At 71.5% G+C, this 20,198-nt stretch carries 20 protein-coding genes and 1 riboswitch; of the genes, 5 read left to right on the plus strand and 15 right to left on the minus strand.

Features of this window, described 5'->3' with window-relative positions:
• Positions 1 to 28: 28 nt before the first annotated feature.
• From ABD346_RS04710 to ABD346_RS04720, 3 genes are all read right to left on the minus strand, one after another.
• On the minus strand, positions 29 to 1,972 hold the full coding sequence (locus ABD346_RS04710; RefSeq protein WP_381227332.1) for a hypothetical protein: 1,944 nt from the start codon (positions 1,970 to 1,972) through the stop codon (positions 29 to 31).
• 77 nt (positions 1,973 to 2,049) lie between these two features.
• Positions 2,050 to 2,844, minus strand: coding sequence for a tyrosine-protein phosphatase (locus tag ABD346_RS04715; RefSeq protein WP_344371819.1), 795 nt, complete (start codon positions 2,842 to 2,844; stop codon positions 2,050 to 2,052).
• A gap of 28 nt (positions 2,845 to 2,872) precedes the next feature.
• Positions 2,873 to 3,454 carry a rhomboid-like protein gene (locus ABD346_RS04720; protein WP_344371821.1) on the minus strand — a complete coding sequence of 194 codons (582 nt, stop codon included), beginning with the start codon at positions 3,452 to 3,454 and terminating at the stop codon, positions 2,873 to 2,875.
• A gap of 98 nt (positions 3,455 to 3,552) precedes the next feature.
• Here ABD346_RS04720 and ABD346_RS04725 point away from each other — a divergent pair, with 98 nt between their 5' ends.
• A complete protein-coding gene (locus ABD346_RS04725; protein WP_344371823.1) occupies positions 3,553 to 3,936 on the plus strand; it encodes a hypothetical protein in 384 nt (127 codons plus the stop codon).
• 51 nt (positions 3,937 to 3,987) lie between these two features.
• Here the strand turns inward: ABD346_RS04725 and ABD346_RS04730 are convergent, their stop codons facing one another.
• The 6 genes from ABD346_RS04730 to glnII all read right to left on the minus strand — a co-directional run bounded on the left by ABD346_RS04730 (position 3,988) and on the right by glnII (position 10,869).
• Positions 3,988 to 5,439: a DUF1996 domain-containing protein gene (locus ABD346_RS04730; RefSeq protein ID WP_344371825.1), complete on the minus strand. Its 1,452-nt coding sequence runs from the start codon at positions 5,437 to 5,439 to the stop codon at positions 3,988 to 3,990.
• A 98-nt stretch (positions 5,440 to 5,537) separates the two neighbouring features.
• Positions 5,538 to 6,683 (minus strand): methyltransferase, encoded by a 1,146-nt coding sequence (locus ABD346_RS04735; RefSeq protein ID WP_344371826.1) that lies wholly within the window; start codon positions 6,681 to 6,683, stop codon positions 5,538 to 5,540.
• Positions 6,684 to 6,757: 74 nt separating this feature from the next.
• Complete coding sequence (locus ABD346_RS04740) at positions 6,758 to 7,405, minus strand: LuxR C-terminal-related transcriptional regulator (RefSeq protein ID WP_344371828.1); 648 nt, start codon at positions 7,403 to 7,405, stop codon at positions 6,758 to 6,760.
• Positions 7,390 to 8,655 carry a sensor histidine kinase gene (locus ABD346_RS04745; RefSeq protein ID WP_344371831.1) on the minus strand — a complete coding sequence of 422 codons (1,266 nt, stop codon included), beginning with the start codon at positions 8,653 to 8,655 and terminating at the stop codon, positions 7,390 to 7,392. The genes ABD346_RS04740 and ABD346_RS04745 overlap by 16 nt, the downstream gene beginning before the upstream one ends.
• A 214-nt stretch (positions 8,656 to 8,869) precedes the next feature.
• Positions 8,870 to 9,454, minus strand: a complete 585-nt coding sequence (locus ABD346_RS04750; protein WP_344371834.1) for a winged helix-turn-helix domain-containing protein — start codon at positions 9,452 to 9,454, stop codon at positions 8,870 to 8,872.
• A gap of 383 nt (positions 9,455 to 9,837) precedes the next feature.
• The gene (gene glnII / locus ABD346_RS04755; protein WP_344371836.1) at positions 9,838 to 10,869 is read right to left on the minus strand and encodes a glutamine synthetase; all 1,032 of its coding nucleotides are present in this window, start codon (positions 10,867 to 10,869) and stop codon (positions 9,838 to 9,840) included.
• 304 nt (positions 10,870 to 11,173) lie between these two features.
• Here glnII and ABD346_RS04760 point away from each other — a divergent pair, with 304 nt between their 5' ends.
• The gene (locus ABD346_RS04760; protein ID WP_344371837.1) at positions 11,174 to 12,079 is read left to right on the plus strand and encodes a Gfo/Idh/MocA family protein; all 906 of its coding nucleotides are present in this window, start codon (positions 11,174 to 11,176) and stop codon (positions 12,077 to 12,079) included.
• Between the two features lie 203 nt (positions 12,080 to 12,282).
• Here the strand turns inward: ABD346_RS04760 and ABD346_RS04765 are convergent, their stop codons facing one another.
• Complete coding sequence (locus tag ABD346_RS04765) at positions 12,283 to 12,642, minus strand: arsenate reductase family protein (protein ID WP_344371840.1); 360 nt, start codon at positions 12,640 to 12,642, stop codon at positions 12,283 to 12,285.
• Between the two features lie 118 nt (positions 12,643 to 12,760).
• Here ABD346_RS04765 and ABD346_RS04770 point away from each other — a divergent pair, with 118 nt between their 5' ends.
• Positions 12,761 to 13,042 carry a hypothetical protein gene (locus ABD346_RS04770; RefSeq protein WP_344371842.1) on the plus strand — a complete coding sequence of 94 codons (282 nt, stop codon included), beginning with the start codon at positions 12,761 to 12,763 and terminating at the stop codon, positions 13,040 to 13,042.
• Between the two features lie 65 nt (positions 13,043 to 13,107).
• On the opposite strand, the gene ABD346_RS04775 is transcribed toward ABD346_RS04770, so the two are convergent.
• Positions 13,108 to 13,482: an ArsR/SmtB family transcription factor gene (locus ABD346_RS04775; RefSeq protein WP_344371845.1), complete on the minus strand. Its 375-nt coding sequence runs from the start codon at positions 13,480 to 13,482 to the stop codon at positions 13,108 to 13,110.
• Positions 13,483 to 13,572: 90 nt separating this feature from the next.
• A riboswitch (cobalamin riboswitch) is annotated at positions 13,573 to 13,770 on the plus strand.
• A 29-nt stretch (positions 13,771 to 13,799) separates the two neighbouring features.
• Between ABD346_RS04775 and nicT the strand changes: the two genes are divergently transcribed.
• Positions 13,800 to 14,912 carry a Nickel transporter NicT gene (gene nicT, locus ABD346_RS04780; protein ID WP_344371848.1) on the plus strand — a complete coding sequence of 371 codons (1,113 nt, stop codon included), beginning with the start codon at positions 13,800 to 13,802 and terminating at the stop codon, positions 14,910 to 14,912.
• Positions 14,913 to 14,944: 32 nt separating this feature from the next.
• Here the strand turns inward: nicT and ABD346_RS04785 are convergent, their stop codons facing one another.
• Together ABD346_RS04785 and glnA are read right to left on the minus strand one after the other, a co-directional pair.
• A complete protein-coding gene (locus ABD346_RS04785) occupies positions 14,945 to 16,837 on the minus strand; it encodes an ABC transporter ATP-binding protein (RefSeq protein ID WP_344371851.1) in 1,893 nt (630 codons plus the stop codon).
• 163 nt (positions 16,838 to 17,000) lie between these two features.
• Positions 17,001 to 18,410: a type I glutamate--ammonia ligase gene (glnA, locus tag ABD346_RS04790; protein ID WP_344371853.1), complete on the minus strand. Its 1,410-nt coding sequence runs from the start codon at positions 18,408 to 18,410 to the stop codon at positions 17,001 to 17,003.
• A gap of 210 nt (positions 18,411 to 18,620) precedes the next feature.
• Here glnA and ABD346_RS04795 point away from each other — a divergent pair, with 210 nt between their 5' ends.
• A complete protein-coding gene (locus tag ABD346_RS04795; RefSeq protein ID WP_344371855.1) occupies positions 18,621 to 19,088 on the plus strand; it encodes an RDD family protein in 468 nt (155 codons plus the stop codon).
• A 103-nt stretch (positions 19,089 to 19,191) separates the two neighbouring features.
• On the opposite strand, the gene ABD346_RS04800 is transcribed toward ABD346_RS04795, so the two are convergent.
• Both ABD346_RS04800 and ABD346_RS04805 read right to left on the minus strand, forming a co-directional pair.
• Complete coding sequence (locus ABD346_RS04800; RefSeq protein WP_053723983.1) at positions 19,192 to 19,899, minus strand: DUF4191 domain-containing protein; 708 nt, start codon at positions 19,897 to 19,899, stop codon at positions 19,192 to 19,194.
• 19 nt (positions 19,900 to 19,918) lie between these two features.
• A complete protein-coding gene (locus tag ABD346_RS04805) occupies positions 19,919 to 20,131 on the minus strand; it encodes an SCO2195 family GlnR-regulated protein (protein WP_053723984.1) in 213 nt (70 codons plus the stop codon).
• Positions 20,132 to 20,198 lie beyond the last annotated feature (67 nt).

The raw sequence follows: 20,198 nt of genomic DNA on the forward strand, positions 1-20,198 counted from the left end.
TTCGAGGGACCGGGCTCGGCCGGACCGGTCAGCGCAGGCTGCTGATCGCAGTCCCGTCCGAGAGCCGCCCGCCCAGTTCGGCACGCGCCCCCTCCTTGGCCCGTACGGCAAGGAGATTGCCCCGCCCGCTGCCGGTCATCCCGCCGGACAGGGCCACCGACGACACCTGTTCGCTGCCCGCCGCGAGCACGAACCAGTTCCCGCCGCGCGACTTCCACAGCACCCCGGCAAGGACCCGCGCTTCCCGGATCCCGCAGGCCGCGGAGTTCTCGGCACGGGCCGCGATCGCGCCCGGCGCGAGCTTGGCGGAGGGCGCCTGGAACTGGGCGAACACCCGGCCGCCCGCGCCCCGCCAGGTCTCGGCCCGGGTGCAGATCCAGTCGGCGGTGCCGTTGTTCTCGGGCAGCGCCTGCTGGGCGAACTGCCAGTTGTTGACGGAGCGCACCCCGTGCGTGCGGACGGTGGGCAGCAGACACGCGGTGCGCGCCCAGCCCTCCCGCGCGGAGCGGTCGCCGACATCGTGCGGGTCATGGGGCGGCCCCCATGTCAGCCGGGCCGGGGCCAGCTCGCCGAGGTCGGTGACGAGCCGCACCCCGCTGTCGTCGTGGAATTCGAGCGCCTCCCAGGACGTGCACTGGCGGGCCTGCGCGGGCGAGACGACCGGGTCGGTCACCCCGTCCTCGTCCCGGTGCAGCGGTCGCGCGGCGGCGTCCGGGGTCAGCAGATCGCGTACGGAGACCTGGCGCACCCAGGGCGCGGTCAGATAGCGCACGTTGCCGTCGGTCCGGCCCACCACGAGCGCGCTCGCCGACGAGGCATCGGCGGCATCCACGCGCGCGAAGTCGAGCGCGGCCCCGGCCGTGCCGTCACGCGGCTCGGCATAGCGGGCGACCCGCAGCCCGTCGTAGAGCAGCACGACCTTGGCCCGGTCCACAACGCCCGCGAACAGGAGTTGGGGCGCGCCCATCGGCGGACCCGAGGGGGTGCCCGGCGTCGCCGAGACCTGCACGGACCCGCCCGGCCGCGCCCACACGGCGAGCGCCCGCCGCAGCAGCCCCGCGTCGCCGAGCAGATCGCCCCGGGCCGGCCACACCGAGAAGTCCGTACGGGTCGCGGTCGTCCACGCCGTGGGCTCGACCCGCAGCAGATGGCCGGGGTCGAGCGCGGCCTGGGCCGCCGGGTTCTGCGTGTAGGGCGGCGCGGCCGCGCCGTCCGGCCCCCAGCCGTCGCCCGGCAGGCCGATGAGCGCCCCGCACACCACGAGGGCGGCGACGGCGGCGAGCGCGGCCCGGCCGTGCTGGCGGCGGCGCATCAGATCGGTGGGCCGGGCCTGGAGCGAGCAGGGGTCGAACTCGGCGGATTCGAGCAGTCCGGCCTGGGTCTCGGTGGCGTCGGCCTCGGTGAGCGCCTTGCGGGCCTCGGTGACCCCGGCCGCGTTCAGCTCCGCGCACACCTCGTCGTCGCCGAGCCGCTCGAGACCGCGCAGTACGTAGGCCGCCCGGGCGGGCCCGGAGAGGGCGGAGAGGCGCTGGTCCAGGGCGAGTTCATCGGCTCCGCCCGAACGCGGGAACAGCCGCAGGCCCCAGACCTGCGGCAGCAGCGGCGGGAACTGCGCCCGCTTGGGCCAGGCCCTGCGGCGCAGCGGAAGCCCCGCTTCGAGCGCCTGGCGCACCACGCGCCGCCGCACATACACATACCCCGGACCGCCGCCGGCCTCGGCCCGCCGCGCCCCGGGGATCAGGCCGTCGTCGGGGCCGTCGCCGGTGCCGCTCCGGCCGCGCGGCAGCGAGCGCTGCACGATCGCGTGCGCGGTCACCACCCGGCGGTTGCGCCCGAGCGACGGCGGGAGCACGAGGTAGGCGAGCCGCACGAGTCGCGGATAGTGCTCGACGAGCGCGGCCTCGGCCTGCTCGACGCCGACGGAGGGTGCGGGTGGGTTGAGGATGTCCTGCTCTGGGGCCACGTTCAGCAAAACGAGCGAATGTGGAGATGGTCACCCCGTACCCAACCGGCTGAGTCCTCCGGCGAGTTGACGCCGGTGCGAGTCGATCAGGCGATGAGTCGTTCGCGCAGCCGGGCCACCGCGTCGTCCGGCACCCCGAGCCCCTCGCGGACGTACTTCTCCATCGAGCCGTACTGCGTGGCGACCTCTTCCAGGGCCGCCGCCAGGTACTCCGGTACGACGCCGATGATGGCGAGCGCGATCTCCGGGTCGCCGCCCTGCGCGGTGAAGCCCTCGATGAGCGGGGCGAACGCCTGGCGCACCGCCGGGTTCACCGACAGGTACTCGCGCTCGACGGTCGCCTCGTCGGCGCCGAGCAGCGTGAGGATCACCGTCGCCGCCCAGCCGGTGCGGTCCTTGCCCGCCGTGCAGTGGAAGAGCAGCGGGCCCGCGTCGTCGGCGGTGAGCTCGGTCAGGAGCGTGCGGTAGGCGGAGCGGGCGGAGTGGGACGAGACGAGCGAGCGGTAGGTGTCGGCGAACAGGGCCTGCGCCTTGCCGCCGCCGAGGTGCTCCTCGGCCACGACCGGGTCGGCCAGGATGTGCTTGAGCTGGGCGGCGGCGGGCGCGCCGGTCGCCGAGATCTTGTCGGCAAGGGCGTCGGCGACGACGAGGCGGGCACCGGCCGGCACCCGGTCGGGGTGGTCGCCGCGCTCGGCGTCGGTGCGGAAGTCGAGGATCGTGCGCAGCCCGAGCGCGGCCACCGCCGGATCGGCTGCCGGGTCCATGCGGTCGAGCTGACCGGCGCGGAAGACGAGCCCGGAGCGGACCGTGCGGCCGCCGGACAGCGGAGTGTCGCCGAGGTCGCGCAGGTTGGCGACGGTGGTGGCGGGGATCGCGATCATGTGCGGGCGGCTCCTGAGCGGGTGAAATCTACCGGTTTCGATCCGAACGGTAGTCCACGGCCGTCGCCACCCCGAGACCGAGCCCCAGTGCCGTGAAATGTCCCGCGTCGGTGAAGGTGCGCTCCGGTCGAAGGAGGGGCTTCGCGGCGAGGGCGAGCAGCGCGATCCGGGCGCCGGCGCGCAGCGGGCCGGGCGGCAGGGCCGAGGTCAGCGCGCCGAGGGTCGCGTAGAGGCCGTAGCTGGTGCCCACGTCCAAGGCGGAGCGGGTGGCGGGCGAGGGGCGGCCCGCGCGCAGCCCGCCGTAGACGAGGAGCGTCGCGCCGACGTGGCCGAACAGGAACACCCCGGCCGCCCACCAGGCCCCGTGCGCGTACTCCGCGCAGCCGAGCACGGCGAGCAGGAGCAGCGCGTAGGGCAGTTCCATCGGCTCCTCGACGAGCAGCGCGCTCGTGGCGAGGGTCCCGTACCGCCCGGCCTCCAGGTTGTCGACATTGGTGGAGCACGAGCGCAGCAGGTCCTGGCGGGCCCGCTCGCCGAGCAGCCGCCGGCTCGCGTACGCGATGAGCTGGACGCCGCCGACGTAGGCGGGGGCGAGGGTGGGTACACGCATGCGTCCATGATCACCCATCGGGGAACCGGCCGTCTCTTCTCCCGGAAAATATCGCCAAGTCGCCTTGTTTATAAGGGAGTTGGGGGGAAGATGGGGCGATGCGAAACGATGCACGAGTGGTCCTTGGGGTCGTTGTGGCCGTCGCGGTGGTGACCGGCTGCGGTTCGTCCACGCACCCGCCCACGACCGCGAGCGGAACGCTGGAGCAACTGGCCGCGCGGGCCGACTGCAAGCCCGTCGTCTCGACGAACTCGGCCGAGCTGCGACAGGCCAACTGCACGACGAAGGACGGCCGTTACGTGCTCGCCACCTTCGCCACCGACCGCGGCCAGCGGGAGTGGATCAACGAGGCGCGGGACTACGGCGGCGTCTACCTGGTCGGGCGCAAGTGGGTGGCGGTCGGCGAACAGCCGGTGGTCACGGCACTGCACGGCCGGCTCGGTGGCAGTGTCGAGACCGGGACCATGCATTCCGGACACTGACCGGGTCGGCCGCGCAGCGGCAGATGCCTCCTCGCGCGCACGCGCAGGGGGTCAGGCGCAGGAGCGCCCGGTGTTGATGCAGTTCACCGCCTTTCCCATCAGCTGATCGCTGAAGACGTCGATGAAGTCACCGTGATCGGTGACGGGCTTGTGGAGCTGCTCGGGGAACGAGTCCACGGCGAAGGCGCCCGCCTTGGCGGGCACGTCGTAGACGATGCGCTGCACGAGCTGGGGAATTGCCTTGAATCCGGCCGGACAGGCACCCCTCTTGTCCGCGAAGGCGACATGGGTGCGGTGATTGGCGCTGTCGGTGTTCCTGCCGTCCCAGCAGCTCTGGAATTTAAAGGTACGGACCACCTTGCTGCCCTGCGGGCACAGTGGGTATTTGTCCTTGAGCTGGCGGTTCTCGAATCCGGTACAGCTCCACGAGGCATTGGCATTCGCATTGCCATTGGTGAACGCCTTGGCGTCCCCCGTGATGATCCGCAGGAACCGGGGCATCGCGGTGACCTTGCTCACCGGGCTTCCGACGAATTGGATCGTGGCCTGGACCGGGGTCTGAATCTTTCCGACGTTCTTGTCCTTGCCGCCGCCGTCCGCACGGGCGTCCGTGTCGTTGCCCTGATTGAGGACCCGTACGACCGGCCAGTAATAGGTGGACTTGTCGCCCTGATTGCGGCAGCTGGTGTTGCCCCGGGCGAGATCGGCATCGCTGGAGAAGGCATCCGTCGCCTGGTTTCCGACGTAATCGTGCATATGGTGGGCGCCATTGCTCACGCCCGGCGCGACGATGACATTGTCGGGGTTGCGTTTGCCGTTCTGGTTGCGGCCGCAGTCGCTGGTGAAGGTGCCGGTGGAGGCGCCGCGCCCGGGCTGCGGGGTGGCGGCGTTCGGCCGTACGGAGCGGATGTCGACGAAGTCGCTGCGTGCGGGGCCGGAGGCGGTGACGTTGTCGGCGAGGTTCTGGCCGTTGCCCTGGCCGTTGTCCTGGGCGTCGGCCTGGTTGCCGTCATTGGACGCCTGGACGTCGGCGGCCCGCATGGTGCAGGCGGCGAGCCCCTTGTTGTTGAGGTCCGGCTGGCCCGTGGCGTCCGCGATCTGGCCGATGGAATCGGTGCGTTGCTGTTTCAGCGGGTTGAGCACCATCGTGTCCGCGAGGCGGGGATCGCGCTGGATGCGGTCCTTGTTGTCGGCGAACTTCGTATACGCGTCGGTGATCTGCGTATCGAGGTCGGCGAGCCGGCGGTCCACGCGTGATTTCGCCGCATCGGGCACGGTGGACAGGGAATTGCCCACGTCCGGGCAGTCGATGGTCGACAGCATCCGCATCTGCGCCATGTCGTGCCCGGGCGATCCCGAACCGCCCGAACCGCCTTCGCTGGCGGAGGCATAGAAATTGACCGCGACAAGCCCGCCTCCGCCCAGAATGAGTGCGGCCGCGGCCATCGTCATCCGGCGGGGGAGGGCCTGCCGTTTTCGTGGTGAGCGTGCGATGCGTCCCATGGAACTCCTTCGCTTGAAGCGCGCAGTTCCATACGGATGGGAAGCGTGGGGCGTTCAACGCCTCAGGAGATTCAGGAGAGTTGAGACTCCCTCAGGATTTACCGCGCCTGCTTCACCGCGCGCAGCACCACGAACTTCGGGTCCGATGCCATGAGTTCGCAGTTGCCGAACATGCGGCGGAGCTTCTCGTGGTAGCCGAGGTGGCGGTTGCCGACCACCCACAGCTCGCCGCCCTCGCGCAGCGCCGTGCGGGCGTCCGCGAACATGCGCGAGGAGGTGCGGTCCGTCGTCGCCTGGTGGGTGTGGAACGGAGGGTTGTTCAGGACCAGGTCGGCGGTGCCGGGCTCGAAGTCGGCGAGGCCGTCGCCGAGCCGGAAGTCGGCCTCGCGCGCGGGCCCCGCACACATCCGGAAGGTGGCCTCGGCCGAGGCCATCGCCGGGTGCGACTCGTCGGCGAAGGTGATCCGCGCCTCGGGGTTGGCGAGCGCCGCCGCCGTCCCCACGATGCCGTTGCCGCAGCCCAGGTCCACGACGTGGTCCGGGCCGGTGCGCTCGGGCAGGTGCTGGAGCAGGAAGCGGGTGCCGATGTCGAGGCGGTCGGCGCAGAACACCCCGGCGTGATTGGTCACGGCGAGCCCGGAGGCGGGGCCGATCCCCAGCTCCAGGGAGTACGTCAGCGGCCACGGGTTCTTGGGCCTGACCAGCTCCGGGTCCGGCGTGGTGAAGATCAGGCGGGCCTTCTTCTCGGCCAGCGAGGTCTTCGTCGGGCCGAGGATCCGCTCGAACAGGTTCAGCGTCGAGGTGTGGATCTCCTTGACCATGCCGGTGCCGACGACGACCGTGCCCGCGTGCACCGACGGCGCGATCCGCTGCAGCTGGTCCTCCAGGAGCCCGAGGCTCTTGGGCACCCGTACGAGCAGCACGTCGACCCGCTCGGGCACCTCGTCCCGCGTCGAGCGGAGACGTACGGAATCCGGCGCGGAGCCCGCCCGCGCCAGGTTGGCCCGGGTCGCCTCCTGGGCCAGGAACGAGTCGCTGATCTGTACGGGGCCGTGCCCGGCGAGCGCCGTGGTGAGCGCGCCCCAGCGGTCGCCGATGACGACGACGGTTCCCGAGAGGTCCAGGTCCGTGATCCCGGCGAGGTGCCGCAGCAGGTACTCGTCGGCGGCGTCCCAGGCCCGCAGCTGGTCGCGGGGGTCTTCGGGGAATCGGGTCAGGTCGTGCTCGCCCCAGGGCGTGATCATGCGGTTCATTGTTGTGCCAGGCTAACCCGAAACGGCCGCCGAGCCCCGCAGTCGCGGCCCCGGCCCCGCTCGCCTCAGCCGCGGTCGAGGTAGGCGAGCACCGCGAGGACCCGGCGGTTGTCGTCGTCGGAGACCGGCAGGCCCAGCTTCACGAAGATGTTGGAGGTGTGCTTGGCGATGGCCCGCTCGGTCACCACCAGGCGCTCGGCTATCGCCGCGTTCGAGCGGCCCTGCGCCATCAGCTCCATCACCTCCAGCTCGCGCGGGGTGAGCCCGCCCATCGGCTCGTCCCGCACCCGGCGGGACAGGAGCTGCTGGATGACCTGCGGGTCCATCGCGGTGCCGCCGCCCGCCACCCGGCGTACCGCGTCGATGAACTGCGCCGCGTCGAACACCCGGTCCTTGAGGAGGTAGCCGACCCCGCCGTTGCCGTCCGCGAGGAGCTCGCGCGCGTACAGCTGCTCCACGTGCTGGGACAGGACCAGGACCGGCAGGCCGGGCCGGGCGCGGCGGGCGGCGAGCGCGCACTGGAGCCCCTCGTCGGTGTGCGACGGCGGAAGCCGGACGTCGACGATCGCGACGTCCGGCTCCAGTTCGGCGAAGGCCCGGGTCAGCTCCGGTCCGCTCTCGACGGCGGCGAGGATCTCGAAGTCGAACGCCTCCAGCATCCTGACCAGGCCGTCGCGGAGCAGGAACAGGTCCTCGGCTAGGACAACTCGCAAGGGATCTCCATGGTCACCAGGGTGGGACCGCCCGCGGGGCTGCTGACGGCCAGGACGCCGTCGAATGTACCGAGCCGGCGCTCGACCCCGCTCAGGCCGGTGCCCGCCCCGGTCCGCGCACCGCCCTTGCCGTTATCGCCGACGGACACGCGCAGCGCGCCCGATCCGTACGACAGGTCGACCCAGATGCTGTCCGCGTCCGCGTGCTTGACCGCGTTGGTGAGCGCCTCGCTGACCGCGAAGTACGCGGCCGACTCGACCGGCGCCTCGGCGCGGGCCCGCTCCGGAAGGTCCACCGACACGTCGGTCGGAACGGGAAGGCGCAGCGCCAACGCCCGTACGGCATCGGCAAGTCCGCGCTCGGCGAGGACCGGCGGGTGGATGCCGCGCACCAGGTCGCGCAGCTCGGTCAGCGCCTCGGCGGAGGACGCGCGGGCCCTCGCGAGGAGCTGCTTGGCCTTCGCCGGGTCCGTCTCGACGAGCGCCTCGATGGTGCCCAGGTTCATGCCCATCGCGACGAGGCGGGCCTGCGCCCCGTCGTGCAAGTCCCGCTCGATGCGGCGCAGTTCGGCCGCCGAGGTGTCCACCGCGTCGTGCCGGGTCTCGGTCAGCCGGTCCACGCGCTGCGCCAGCTCGGCCTCGCGGGACGGCGCGAGCAGCGCCCGGGCCAGCTGGAAGTGGCCGCGCAGCAGGGCCGGGTTGACGAACATGCCGAGCACGAACATCGCGGTGCCGAGCGCCGCGGCCGCGTACGCGGTCCCCTGGCTGACGACGTGGACGAACAGGAACCAGTCGCCGCCCGCGTCCGCGATCGGCCGCCACACCCCGAGCGCGAGGACCCAGCCGTACACCATGTACAGGATCAGGACCGGTGGCAGCAGCGCGGTGACGAACCCCGCCGTCATGTCGGCGAGCATCCAGCGCAGGTCGTGCCAGGTCGCCGGGTCGCGCAGCATGACCGTGCACCGCTCCACCCACCCGGCCAGACCCGGCCGGTGCGGCACCGGCCGGTACGCGGACGGGATCCGCACCCCGCTCCAGCGAGCGGCCAGCTCCCGCCGGAAGTTCGCGTGGGCCCGCACCCGCTCGACGACGAGCGGGGTGGCCAGCACGCCGACGCCGATGGGTATGAGGCCGATGGAGACGACGGTGAGCGTGAAGAGCAGAATCGATCCGACGATCGAGACGAGACCGAGGGCGAATCCCCGTGGCCCCGCCAGCAGAGCGTCCCGTGCCTTGGCCGTGTTCATGTGCTTCCCCGTCTCCCTGGTGCCCGGCCTCCAGTGTCGCCGGGCCGACCGCCGTCGGTCACTGGGCTCCGCCCCCGCTTTCGGGGTGTTGCTGGCAACACCCTCTGATCCCGCGGTTCGCCCGGTCGGTGAGGCGCCCTGCGAAGCGGAACGGGCCGCCGCACGCGAAAGGGCGGGGCACCCCACGGGCGCCCCGCCCCACCCAACCCGCTTGTCAGGGCGCGTACTTGTACCCCACCCGCCGAACCGTCTGGATCGCCCCCCGGTGCTCGGCCCCGAGCTTGCGCCGCAGCCGGGCGACATGGACGTCGACCGTGCGGCCGTCGCCGACGTGGCCGTAGCCCCACACCGTGGTCACCAGCTGGTCGCGCGTGTGCACCCGGTGCGGATGGGCCACCAGGTGGGCGAGCAGCTCGAATTCGAGGTAGGTGAGGTCGAGCTGCGCCCCGTCCACCTCGGCGGTGCGCCGTACGGTGTCGATCCGTACGAGCGCGTCCCCGCCGAAGGAGGCGGGCTCGACCGGGGCGGGCGTCAGGGGCTCGGGCGCCGCGGCGAGCAGCGCGGGCTGCTGGTCGGCCGGGACCAGCACCAGATAGCCGACCATCGGCGGCCGGCCCGGCAGCGCGGGCAGGGTGTGCTGGGGTGCGGGCAGCCAAGTGGCGCCCGGCGGAAGGAAGTCGACGACCTGGGACGGGGCAGGGCCTGCCGTCTCGTCGCGGTCCACGGCCCGCAGTCGGTGCCGGCCGAGCGGCAGGGGGGTGGGGGCGTCGGCGGAGGGGAGAGTACGGGTGTTCGCCATGAGGGGTCAGCTCTTTCGCGCGGGGAGTCGTCGGCAGGGGACGTACGTCGTTGCGCGCGGGCCGAAGGCCTGGAGTGGATCGAGGCGTTAGAGGGCCGGCGCGTTCGTCGCGCGGCAACACACCCGGTCGAAATCGTGGTCCTGGCGGGACGGCCAGAACGGCTCGAGGTCGCTGCGACCTGTCGCGGGGTTCTGGATGCTGGCCATGTCCCCATTCAACCAGACGATCCGCCCGCAGCAGGAGCCCCCTCCCACGGAATGATACGGATCCTTGGCGCAGCGTGACCGGAATCCATCCCTCCACGAGGGAGCCCCTCCCGGCAGAACCCCGAAGGGCGCCCACCGCATCAGCGGCGGACGCCCTTCGCGCATCGCGTCGGGGCTCAGACCTGGCCGGCCTTCTCCAGACCGGTGCAGCAGGTGTCGACGATGAGGCGGGTCACCACGTACGGGTCGACGTTGGCGTTGGGGCGGCGGTCCTCGATGTAGCCCTTCTGGTCCACCTCGACCTGCCACGGGATGCGCACCGAGGCGCCGCGGTCGGACACGCCGTACTTGTACTGGTCCCACGGGGCGGTCTCGTGCAGGCCGGTCAGGCGGTCGTCGATGCCGGCGCCATAGTTCTTGACGTGGTCCATGGGCTTGGAGCCCTCGCCGAGCGCCTCGCACGCGGTGATGATCGCGGCGTAGCCCTCGCGCATGGCCTTGGTGGAGAAGTTGGTGTGCGCGCCCGCACCGTTCCAGTCGCCCTTGACCGGCTTGGGGTCGAGGGTGGCGGAGACGTTGAAGTCCTCGGCGGTGCGGTAGAGCAGCCAGCGGGCGATCCACAGCTGGTCGGAGACCTCAAGGGGGGAGAGCGGGCCGACCTGGAACTCCCACTGGCCGGGCATCACTTCGGCGTTGATGCCGGAGATGCCGAGGCCCGCGGCGAGGCAGTGGTCGAGATGCTTCTCGACGATCTCGCGGCCGAAGATCTCGTCCGCGCCGACGCCGCAGTAGTAGCCGCCCTGCGCGGCCGGGAAGCCGCCGACGGGGAAGCCGAGCGGGCGGTCGCCGTCGAAGAAGGTGTACTCCTGCTCGATGCCGAAGATAGGCTCCTGCGCCGCGAACTGCTCGGCGAGCGGACGCAGCAGGGCACGCGTGTTGGACTCGTGCGGGGTGCCGTCGATGTTCAGGACCTCGCACAGTACGAGGATGTGCTCGCCGCCGCGGATCGGGTCCGGGCAGGAGAACACCGGCTTCAGGACGCGGTCCGACGCGTGGCCCTCGGCCTGGTTGGTGCTGGACCCGTCGAAGCCCCAGATGGGCAGCTCGGCGACGGCGACGGGCGAACCGGCCATGATCTTCGTCTTGGAACGGAGCTTGGCGGTCGGCTCGGTGCCGTCGATCCAGATGTACTCGGCCTTGTACGTCACGGAAGCCATCCTTTGCGGGAGCTGCGGGGTGCCTGCGCGCTGCCACGCTGCGGCGCTGCTGTATGCCCGGCAGCCTCACACCCCGGCATTTCCCGTCCGTTGCCCGTTTGTGAACCCGGTGTTACCTGGGGTGCCGGGAAGCCCTCGCTTCTGGGGAGCCTCTGGTGTTCCGCCGAGTGGGATGCCGGGAGCATCGGCGGTTCCTCCGAACGAGCCGGTCGTACGCGGGCCTACGGCTGCCTCGTATACCGGGGGTGGCCCTCCGCCGTGAGCCCGCGTGTCCGTTCCCGGCAGACTGGTCCCCATGAACCAGACTGCCGGCACCACCCGCATCGGCCTCCTCGGCACCGGCCCCTGGGCCGTCGCCACGCACGCCCCGGCGCTCGCCGCGCACCCCGGCGTCGACTTCGTGGGCGTGTGGGGGAGGCGCCCCGAGGCGGCGGCCGCGCTCGCGGGGGAGCACGGGGTCGCGGTGTACGAGGACGCCGACGCGCTGTTCGCGGACTGCGACGCGGTCGCCTTCGCGCTGCCGCCGGACGTCCAGGCCCCGCTGGCGATCCGGGCCGCTCAGGCGGGCTGCCACCTGCTCCTGGACAAGCCGGTCGCGACGAACGTGGCGGGCGCCCGCGAGCTGGCCGAGGCGGCCGCGCGCGCCCGGGTCGCCTCCGTCGTCTTCTTCACCCTGCGCTTCGCGAAGGAGACCGCGGCGTGGGTGGCCCAACAGGCCGCCGTGGACGGCTGGTTCACCGGGCGGGCCCAGTGGTACGGGTCGCTGTTCACCCCGGGCGCCGAGAGCACTCCGTACGCCGCGTCGCCCTGGCGGGGTGAGAAGGGCGCGCTGTGGGACGTGGGCCCGCACGCGCTGGCCGTGCTGACCGGGGTGCTCGGCGAGGTGACCGCCCTGACGGCCGCGGCGGGCCCCGGCGACACCGCCCACCTGATCCTGCGCCACGCCTCGGGCGCCTCCAGCACCGTCGACCTGAGCTTCACCGCACCCCCGGCCGCCGCGGGTGTGGAGGTCTCGGTGCGGGGCGAGGAGGGCGCGGCGGCGATGCCGGGCTGGGGAGGCGCATTGGACGCGTTCGGCGCGGCGCTCGACGCCCTGCTGGAAGCGTCCCGAACGGGGGTGCCGCATCCGTGCGACGTACGGTTCGGGGCACGCATCACGGAGCTGCTGGCGGACGCGGAGGAGCAGTTGGGGCGGGGGTGAGGGGGGGCGTGATGTGGGCTGCGGCCCCATGTCCTTGAGGGGCGCGGGGCTGTGCCATGGTGCGGCTCCGCCGCGATGGGGTCCCCCCTGTTCGAGCGAAGCCGAGAACTTGGGGGAGCGACCAGCCACGACGGCCCGCGCCTAAGAACCCCTCCCCGCAGGGACCGGACCAGCACCCCGCAGGGGAAGCCGCACCCCCGAGCTCACCGGGACAGAGCGTCCCGAACCGCCTCCTCGGTCCGGCCGATCACCGCCGACCCGTCGTCCGCCGTGATGATGGGCCGCTGGATCAGCTTGGGGTGCTCGGAGAGCGCCGAGATCCACCGCTCGCGGGAGTCCGCCTCGCGAGGCCAGCCCCCCAGTCCCAGCTCCTTCGCGACAGCCTCCTGGGTGCGCGCGATGTCCCACGGTTCGAGCCCGAGCCGGTCGAGCACGGCCCGGATCTCGTCGGGCGAGGGCACGTCTTCGAGATAGCGGCGCACCGTGTACTCGGCGCCCTCCGCTTCCAGCAGGTCCACCGCGCTGCGGCACTTCGAACAGGCCGGGTTGATCCAGATCTCCATGCCCGCCAGGCTACCCGCGATCCGCCCCCAAAGCCCGGCTGGCCAGGGCCGATTGTCAGTGCCCCCCAGTAAAATTGAAGCAGTAAGTGAGGGTTCCCGACTGCCCAGGAGGATGCCCATGACCGCTGCCGTACTCACCTCGCACGCCCCGAAACAGTTGTCCCTCAAGACCCTTCACAAGGTGCCGCTCCCCGCCGGGCGTCCGCGCGTGTGGTACGAGTCCCACAACCGGCGTCTGAAGGCCATGCGCCTGGCCATCGCCCTGCTCGACACGGGGGTGTACCGGCCGGAGCAGGCGCCGGACCGCACGATACGCACCGTGGCCGCGCTCATCGGAGTGCACCCGCCGTCGGAGACGACCTGCCGGATGGTGCGCGCGCTGATCTACGACGGGCGCTGAGCAGTACCTGCGTCCCGGCCCGGGTCACGCCTTCGGGAAGCCGCAGGCGTGCCCCGGGCCGTTCTTCAACTCCGTGCGTCCGCGCCGTACTCCGCCCCGTACTCGTCGAGGAGGCGCGCGGTCGCCTCGTCGACCACCCGGTAGCGCACCACCCGCCCCTCCTTCTCACCGGCGACCGCTCCGGCCGCCCGCAGCAGCCGCAGGGCCTGCGAGACGGCCGGGTCGCGCATGCCCGTCGCCACCGCCAGATCGGAGACGGCGAGCGGGCCCGCCCGGTGCAGGGCGAGCAGCAGCGCGAGCCGGTTGGGGTCGGCGAGCAGGGAGAACCGGTCGGCCCAGGCCCGTACCCGGCCGGGGTCGCCGATCGCCGCGATGGCGTCGCAGACCCGGTGGCCGTCGATGGTGCGGTGGCCGGCGCGCTCGGCGGGAACGAGATGCATGCGCGCATTTTCGCAGGGCCGTGCCCACGTGGCCCGTGTGATCTTCGATACCTGCACAGGTGTGCAGCTGGGCAGGCAACTTCCCAGCGTCTAGGGTGACGTCGCCGTGGTGTTCGGGAAGACCGGTGCGAAACCGGAGCGGCCCTCGCCACTGTGATCGGGTTCCCCGGGTTCCGGGGAGCCGCCGTCCCCTCGCGACGCCACTGGCCAGGATCCACCTGCCCGGGAAGGCCGGGACCAAGGCACCCGCCCGTCAGCCAGGAGACCGGCCGCGGCATCTCACGAAGTGATCCACGAGGTGCTGGAGCGTGACCCGCATGACCCTGCCCGTTCGCACGTCCCCCGAGACGGGCGCCGCCGCCGTGCCGTCCTTCCACTGGCGGCGCGAGGACACCGTCCGCACCGCCGTCCTGCTCGCGGTGATAGCCGCCCTCCATGTCGTCGCCTTCGGCGTCCTGTTCCTGCTCGTGGCCCCCGAGCACTACGCGGTCGGCACCAAGACGTACGGCATCGGCCTCGGCATCACCGCCTACACCCTCGGCATGCGGCACGCCTTCGACGCCGACCACATCGCGGCCATCGACAACACCACCCGCAAGCTGATGGCCGACGGCAAGCGTCCGGTGTCCGTCGGCTTCTGGTTCGCGCTCGGCCACTCCAGCGTCGTCGTGGTCATGGCGGGCCTGGTGGCCGGCGGCGCCCACCTCGCGGGCACCCTGATGGACGAGGACTCCAGCGCCCACCAGGTGATGGGCGTGGTCGGAACCACCGCTTCCGGCTCCTTCCTCTATCTGATCGCCGCCCTCAACCTGGTCGCCCTGTTCGGCATCCTGAAGGTGTTTCGGGCGATGCGCGCCGGTGCGTACGACGAGAAGGAACTCGAAGCGCACCTGGACTCGCGGGGCTTCATGAACCGCATCCTGGGCCGCTTCACCAAATCCATCTCGCGGCCCGGCCAGATGTACCCGCTCGGCTTCCTCTTCGGCCTCGGCTTCGACACCGCGACCGAGGTCACCCTGATGGTGATGGCCGGCACCGGCGCCGCCGCCGGACTTCCCTGGTACGCGATCCTGTGCCTGCCGCTGCTGTTCGCGGCCGGGATGAGCCTGTTCGACACGCTGGACGGCACGTTCATGAACTTCGCCTACCAGTGGGCGTTCTCGAACCCGGTCCGCAAGGTCTACTACAACCTCACCATCACCGGCCTCTCGATCGCGGTGGCCTTCTTCATCGGCACCATCGAACTGGTCGGCGTCCTGCACGAGAAGCTCGACCTCACCGACCCGGTCAGCGGCTGGATCGCGGACCTGAACCTGGACAACGTCGGCTTCGTCATCGTCGGCCTGTTCGTGGTGGTGTGGGCGGCGGCGCTGGCGTACTGGAGGCTCGGCAAGGTCGAGCAGAAGTGGGCGGCGGGCCCGGGTGCGTGAGGAGCCGGCCTGTTGCCCGGGCCCCGGTGCGGCTACGCACCCTCACGCGGCCCCGGCACCCCTCCGCGGTCGTTCTGCAGCGTCCACAACTCCCTGAACAGGCCGTCGTCCTCGACGAGTTGGGCGAAGGTGCCCTCCTGGATGACCCGGCCCCGGTCGAGGACCACGATGCGGTCCGCGACGGCGACGTTCGCGAGGCGGTGGGTCACCAGGACCACCGCCCGGTCGCGGGCGATCGTCCGCAGCCCGGTGAAGATGCGGTGCTCGGCGCGCGCGTCGAGGGCGCTCGTGGGCTCGTCCATCACCAGCAGCCCGGCCGGGCGGTGGAAGGCCCGCGCGATCGCGATCCGCTGCCACTGTCCGCCGGACAGCTCCACACCCCCGAACCACTCCCGCGCGAGCAGCGTGTCGAGCCCGCTGCGCAGCCCGTCGACGACCTCCGCCGCGCCGGAGTGGGCGGCGGCCCGGCGTACCGACTCGTCGCCGCCGTGCGGCTGCCCCAGCGTGATGTTGTCGCGCGCGGACATGGGCCAGTGCGCGAAGTCCTGCGGCACGACCGCGGTCCGCCGCCACAGGGCGAGCGGATCGCACCGCTCCACCCCGACCCCGTCCCAGGTCACTGCCCCTTCGCTGGGCAGATAGAGGCCGGTGAGCAGCTTGCTGAGGGTGGTCTTGCCGGACCCGTTCTCACCGACCAGCGCCAGCACCTCGCCCCTGCGCACCTCGACCGTCACCTTCTCCAGGGCGGGCCGCTCGCTGCCGGGATAGCGGTACGTCAGCGACTCGGCCCGCACGACGTCCGGCGCGGGCGGCGCCAGTGTGCCGCGCGCCATCCGGTGCCCGCCGGCCTGCTCGATGAACTCCGCCCAGTCGTCCAGGTAGAGCCCGGTCCGGAACAGCCGCGTCCCGTACCCGACGACACCGTGCAGCGAGGAGGCGACCGTACGCAGCGCGAACACCGCGGTGCCCGCCGACGCCACCGACATGCGCCCCGACCCGAGCAGCCAGGCCAGCGCGCCCCACACCAGGCCCGCCGCCAGGCCGCCCGCCAGGGCGCCGATCACCGAGTAACGGGCGCCCTGGTGCACCGCCTTGTCGGTCGCCGCGTCCACCCGTCGCCCGATCGCCCGGTACCGCTCCAGCAGGAAGTCCGCCATCGTGCAGGACCGCAGCTGGTCGGCGGTGTCCTTGTCGATCACGAACCAGCGCAGCAGACTCAGCGTGCGCCGCTCGGCGCTCATCGCCCGCGACGCCTCGTAGTGCACCCGCGCGGCCTTCACCCCGGCGATGCCCTGAGGCAGCGCGGCGAGCAGGAGCAGGGGGAGCAGCGCGGGATGCAGGACGGTCACGACCCCGGCCGCCGCGATCAGCGAGGCCACGCACGCCATGAGGTCCTGCGAGTCGGTGAGGAGCTGCTGCGCGACCTCGGCGCCCCGGTCGGCCGCCTCGCGCTTGTCGTTGAACCCGGGCTGGTCGTACGCCGACAACTCGGCCTGTACGGCGGCCCCGAGCATCTGCATCTCGGCCTCGCGGGAGATCCGCGGCGAGAGCCGGCCGGAGATGTTCACCACCACGATCCCGAGCAGCGCCCGCAGCCCGGCCGCCCCGGCCAGCACCGCGATCGACGGCAGCGCGTCGCGCAGCCGGTGCGCGATGTCGCCGCTCGCGATCAGCGCGGTGATCGTACGCGTCGTGGCGAGCAGCCCGAACGCCTCGAAGAACCCCGAGAGAGCCTGACAGCAGAGCAGTACGAGCACGGCCCGCCGGTCCACCCGCCAGGCCAGCGCCAGCGCCTTCCGCACGAGCTGAGGCAGCCGCCGCGCCATGGTCCGCGTGGTCACCGGCCGCCGCTGCGCCGCCTCCAACGAGCTTGACCGGTACCGCAGTTGCTCATCGACGGGCTGCCCGCCCAACACCTCCGCCATGCCGCCCCCTAGCTAGGAATCCGCTTACTTTCCCGCATGAATCCCCCAGGGGGCCCGTGTCGTACGGTGATCCACTCAATAGGGGGAGCGAACCGGAAAACGCGGCGAGCCCCGCCGCCCGGGAGGGGCAGCGGGGCTCGGGGTGTCGCGGAGCCGCGGGGGCCTAGATGTCGAAGTACAGCTCGAACTCGTGCGGGTGCGGGCGGAGCTGGATCGGGGCGATCTCGTGGGTGCGCTTGTAGTCGATCCAGGTCTCGATCAGGTCGGAGGTGAAGACACCGCCGGCCTGCAGGTACTCGTTGTCGGCCTCCAGGGCCTCCAGGACGGCCGGCAGGGAGGTCGGGACCTGCTGGACGTTGGCGTGCTCCTCGGGAGCCAGCTCGTAGAGGTCCTTGTCGATCGGCTCGGCCGGCTCGATCTTGTTCTTGATGCCGTCCAGGCCCGCGAGGAGCAGCGCGGAGAACGCGAGGTACGGGTTCGACGACGGGTCCGGGGCGCGGAACTCGACGCGCTTGGCCTTCGGGTTGGAGCCCGTGATCGGGATGCGCATCGCGGCGGAGCGGTTGCGCTGCGAGTAGACCATGTTGACCGGGGCCTCGAAGCCGGGGACCAGGCGGTGGTAGGAGTTCACCGTCGGGTTGGTGAAGGCGAGCAGCGACGGGGCGTGCTTGAGGATGCCGCCGATGTAGTAGCGGGCGGTGTCCGAGAGGCCCGCGTAGCCCTGCTCGTCGTAGAACAGCGGGTCGCCGCCGGCCCACAGGGACTGGTGGACGTGCATGCCCGAGCCGTTGTCGCCGAAGATCGGCTTCGGCATGAAGGTCGCGGTCTTGCCGTTGCGCCAGGCGACGTTCTTCACGATGTACTTGAAGAGCATCAGGTCGTCGGCCGCGGCGAGCAGCGTGTTGAACTTGTAGTTGATCTCGGCCTGGCCGGCCGTGCCGACCTCGTGGTGCTGGCGCTCGACCTGGAGGCCGGAGTTCTCCAGCTCCAGGGAGATCTCGGCCCGCAGGTCGGCGAAGTGGTCGACCGGCGGGGCCGGGAAGTAGCCGCCCTTGTAACGGACCTTGTAGCCGCGGTTGTTCTCCTCCGCACCGGTGTTCCAGGCGCCGGCCTCGGAGTCGATGTGGTAGAAGCCCTGGTTCGCGGAGGTCTCGAAACGTACCGAGTCGAAGACGTAGAACTCGGCCTCGGGGCCGAAGTACGCGGTGTCCGCGATGCCGGTGGAGGCGAGGTAGGCCTCGGCCTTCTTGGCGATGTTGCGCGGGTCGCGGCTGTACTGCTCGCCCGTGATCGGGTCGTGGATGAAGAAGTTGATGTTCAGCGTCTTGTCCCGGCGGAACGGGTCGAGGCGGGCCGTCGACAGGTCCGGACGCAGCGCCATGTCGGACTCGTGGATGGCCTGGAAGCCGCGGATCGACGAGCCGTCGAAGGCGAGCTCCTCCGTCGCGTCGAACGCCTTCGCGGGAATCGTGAAGTGCTGCATCACGCCCGGCAGGTCGCAGAACCGGACGTCGACGAACTTCACGTCGTTGTCCGCGATGAACTTCTTCGCGTCGTCGCCGTTCTGGAACATCCAACTCCTCCTACTCCCACCCGGGGAGGGGCGGGGTTGCAGCTCGGTCGTGCGGCCAGTGCGGTGGCACACGCTGGAGCCGACCATAGGCAGGCGGGATTTCTCAAGCGTGACCCGTTTGTTTCGCCCAAGTTAACCGGGCTGGTGACGCAGCCGCCAAGACCGACCCGGGCCGAAGTGATCGAAAACGGGCGCAGTACCGTGGGATCCGTGGACAACAGGCAAGCAATCGGATCGTGGCTCTCGGGGCCCCGCGCGGCCGCCGAGGAGATGGGCGTCGACTTCGGCTATCGGGGCGAGCGGCTCGGTCTGCCCAAGGACGGCCCCGGCTCGGTGGCCCCCCTCGGCCGGCGTTTCGGCGCCATCTTCATCGACTGGGGCCTGTGCGCCCTGATCGCCTACCAGCTGATCGCCCGCGGCAACATGCAGGCCGCCAACAACTGGGCGCTCCTGGTGTTCTTCGTGCTCGGCGTGCTGACGGTCGGCACCGTCGGGTTCACCCCCGGCAAGCGGCTGCTCGGCCTGCGCGTGGTCGCCGAGGAGGGCGGCCGGCTCGGCATCGTCCGGGTCACCGTCCGCACCGTACTGCTGTGCCTGGCGATCCCCGCGCTGATCTGGGACCGGGACGGCCGCGGCCTGCACGACCGCCTGGCCCGCGCGGTCCAGGTCAGGATCTGAACCGCCTCCCGCATGCCAGAAGGCGGCCCGGACCATGTCGGTCCGGCCCGCCTTCGTTTGTGTACGAGGTTTCGCGTACGAGGTTTCGTGTACGAGGTGAGGGTCAGCGCATCTTTCCGCCGCGCGGCATCCGCATGCCCTTGGGCATCGGACCCTTCGGCAGCGGCATGTTGCTCATCAGGTCGCCCATGGCGCGCAGCCGGTCGTTGGCCGCGGTCACCTGCGGGCCGGACAGCACGCGGGGGAACTTCAGGAGCGTGGTGCGCACCTTCTTCAGCGGCACCTGGCCCTCGCCGTCACCGACGATCACGTCGTGGACCGGGACGTCCACCACGATGCGGGCCATCTTCTTCTTCTCGGCGGCCAGCAGGGACTTCACCCGGTTCGGGTTGCCCTCGGCCACCAGGACGACGCCGGCCCGGCCGACGGCCCGGTGGACGACGTCCTGGCTGCGGTTCATCGCCACGGCCGGGGTGGTGGTCCAGCCGCGCCCGATGTTCTGCAGCACGGCGGCCGCCGCGCCCGGCTGGCCCTCCATCTGACCGAACGCCGCCCGCTCGGCACGCCGCCCGAAGACGATCGCCATCGCGAGCACGGCCACCAGGAGGCCCAGAATGCCGAGATAGACCGGGTGCCCCAGCAGGAAACCGATCGCGAGGAAGACGCCGAGGACGACGATTCCCACGCCGGCGATGACAAGTCCGATCTTGGAATCGGCCTTGCGGGTCATCTTGTAGGTCAGGGCGATCTGCTTCAGTCGCCCCGCATTCGCATCGTTCGCAGCGCTCTCTGCGGTTGCCTTCCTCGCCATACCAGGAAGTTTACGTGGCCTAGGAGCGGCGGGTGGCCACGGCCTCCAGTACGTGCTGGGCCTCGACGCGGTCCTTGGCCCGGCGCCGGTCCTCCAGAACCGCGGTCCAGGCGTTGCGGCGGGCGGTGCGCTGGCCGGAGCCCATGATCAGCGACTCCATGGCGCGCAGCGCGCCGGTGACGGACGGAAGCGTGGTGGCTCGCACGGTCTGCGGAGCGGTAGCGGCCTGCATCGTCGAGGTCCCCCCTCGGGACGGGAAGTCAGAAACGGGCGATGGCTGTGGGGGCATGCGCGGTGCG

Source organism: Streptomyces mauvecolor (genome assembly GCF_039532965.1).
Taxonomy (GTDB): Bacteria; Actinomycetota; Actinomycetes; order Streptomycetales; family Streptomycetaceae; genus Streptomyces; species Streptomyces violascens.

Excerpts from the sequence above, each read along its gene's own strand:
- ABD346_RS04715 (WP_344371819.1), bottom strand. The coding sequence starts at position 2,844 with ATGATCGCGATCCCCGCCACCACCGTCGCCAACCTGCGCGACCTCGGC.
- ABD346_RS04775 (WP_344371845.1), bottom strand. The coding sequence starts at position 13,482 with ATGCATCTCGTTCCCGCCGAGCGCGCCGGCCACCGCACCATCGACGGC.
- ABD346_RS04800 (WP_053723983.1), bottom strand. The coding sequence starts at position 19,899 with ATGGCGAGGAAGGCAACCGCAGAGAGCGCTGCGAACGATGCGAATGCG.
- ABD346_RS04725 (WP_344371823.1), top strand. The coding sequence starts at position 3,553 with ATGCGAAACGATGCACGAGTGGTCCTTGGGGTCGTTGTGGCCGTCGCG.
- ABD346_RS04735 (WP_344371826.1), bottom strand. The coding sequence starts at position 6,683 with ATGATCACGCCCTGGGGCGAGCACGACCTGACCCGATTCCCCGAAGAC.
- ABD346_RS04770 (WP_344371842.1), top strand. The coding sequence starts at position 12,761 with ATGACCGCTGCCGTACTCACCTCGCACGCCCCGAAACAGTTGTCCCTC.
- ABD346_RS04750 (WP_344371834.1), bottom strand. The coding sequence starts at position 9,454 with ATGGCGAACACCCGTACTCTCCCCTCCGCCGACGCCCCCACCCCCCTG.
- nicT (WP_344371848.1), top strand. The coding sequence starts at position 13,800 with ATGACCCTGCCCGTTCGCACGTCCCCCGAGACGGGCGCCGCCGCCGTG.
- ABD346_RS04785 (WP_344371851.1), bottom strand. The coding sequence starts at position 16,837 with ATGGCGGAGGTGTTGGGCGGGCAGCCCGTCGATGAGCAACTGCGGTAC.
- glnA (WP_344371853.1), bottom strand. The coding sequence starts at position 18,410 with ATGTTCCAGAACGGCGACGACGCGAAGAAGTTCATCGCGGACAACGAC.
- ABD346_RS04745 (WP_344371831.1), bottom strand. The coding sequence starts at position 8,655 with ATGAACACGGCCAAGGCACGGGACGCTCTGCTGGCGGGGCCACGGGGA.
- ABD346_RS04720 (WP_344371821.1), bottom strand. The coding sequence starts at position 3,454 with ATGCGTGTACCCACCCTCGCCCCCGCCTACGTCGGCGGCGTCCAGCTC.
- ABD346_RS04760 (WP_344371837.1), top strand. The coding sequence starts at position 11,174 with ATGAACCAGACTGCCGGCACCACCCGCATCGGCCTCCTCGGCACCGGC.
- ABD346_RS04730 (WP_344371825.1), bottom strand. The coding sequence starts at position 5,439 with ATGGGACGCATCGCACGCTCACCACGAAAACGGCAGGCCCTCCCCCGC.
- ABD346_RS04765 (WP_344371840.1), bottom strand. The coding sequence starts at position 12,642 with ATGGAGATCTGGATCAACCCGGCCTGTTCGAAGTGCCGCAGCGCGGTG.
- ABD346_RS04805 (WP_053723984.1), bottom strand. The coding sequence starts at position 20,131 with ATGCAGGCCGCTACCGCTCCGCAGACCGTGCGAGCCACCACGCTTCCG.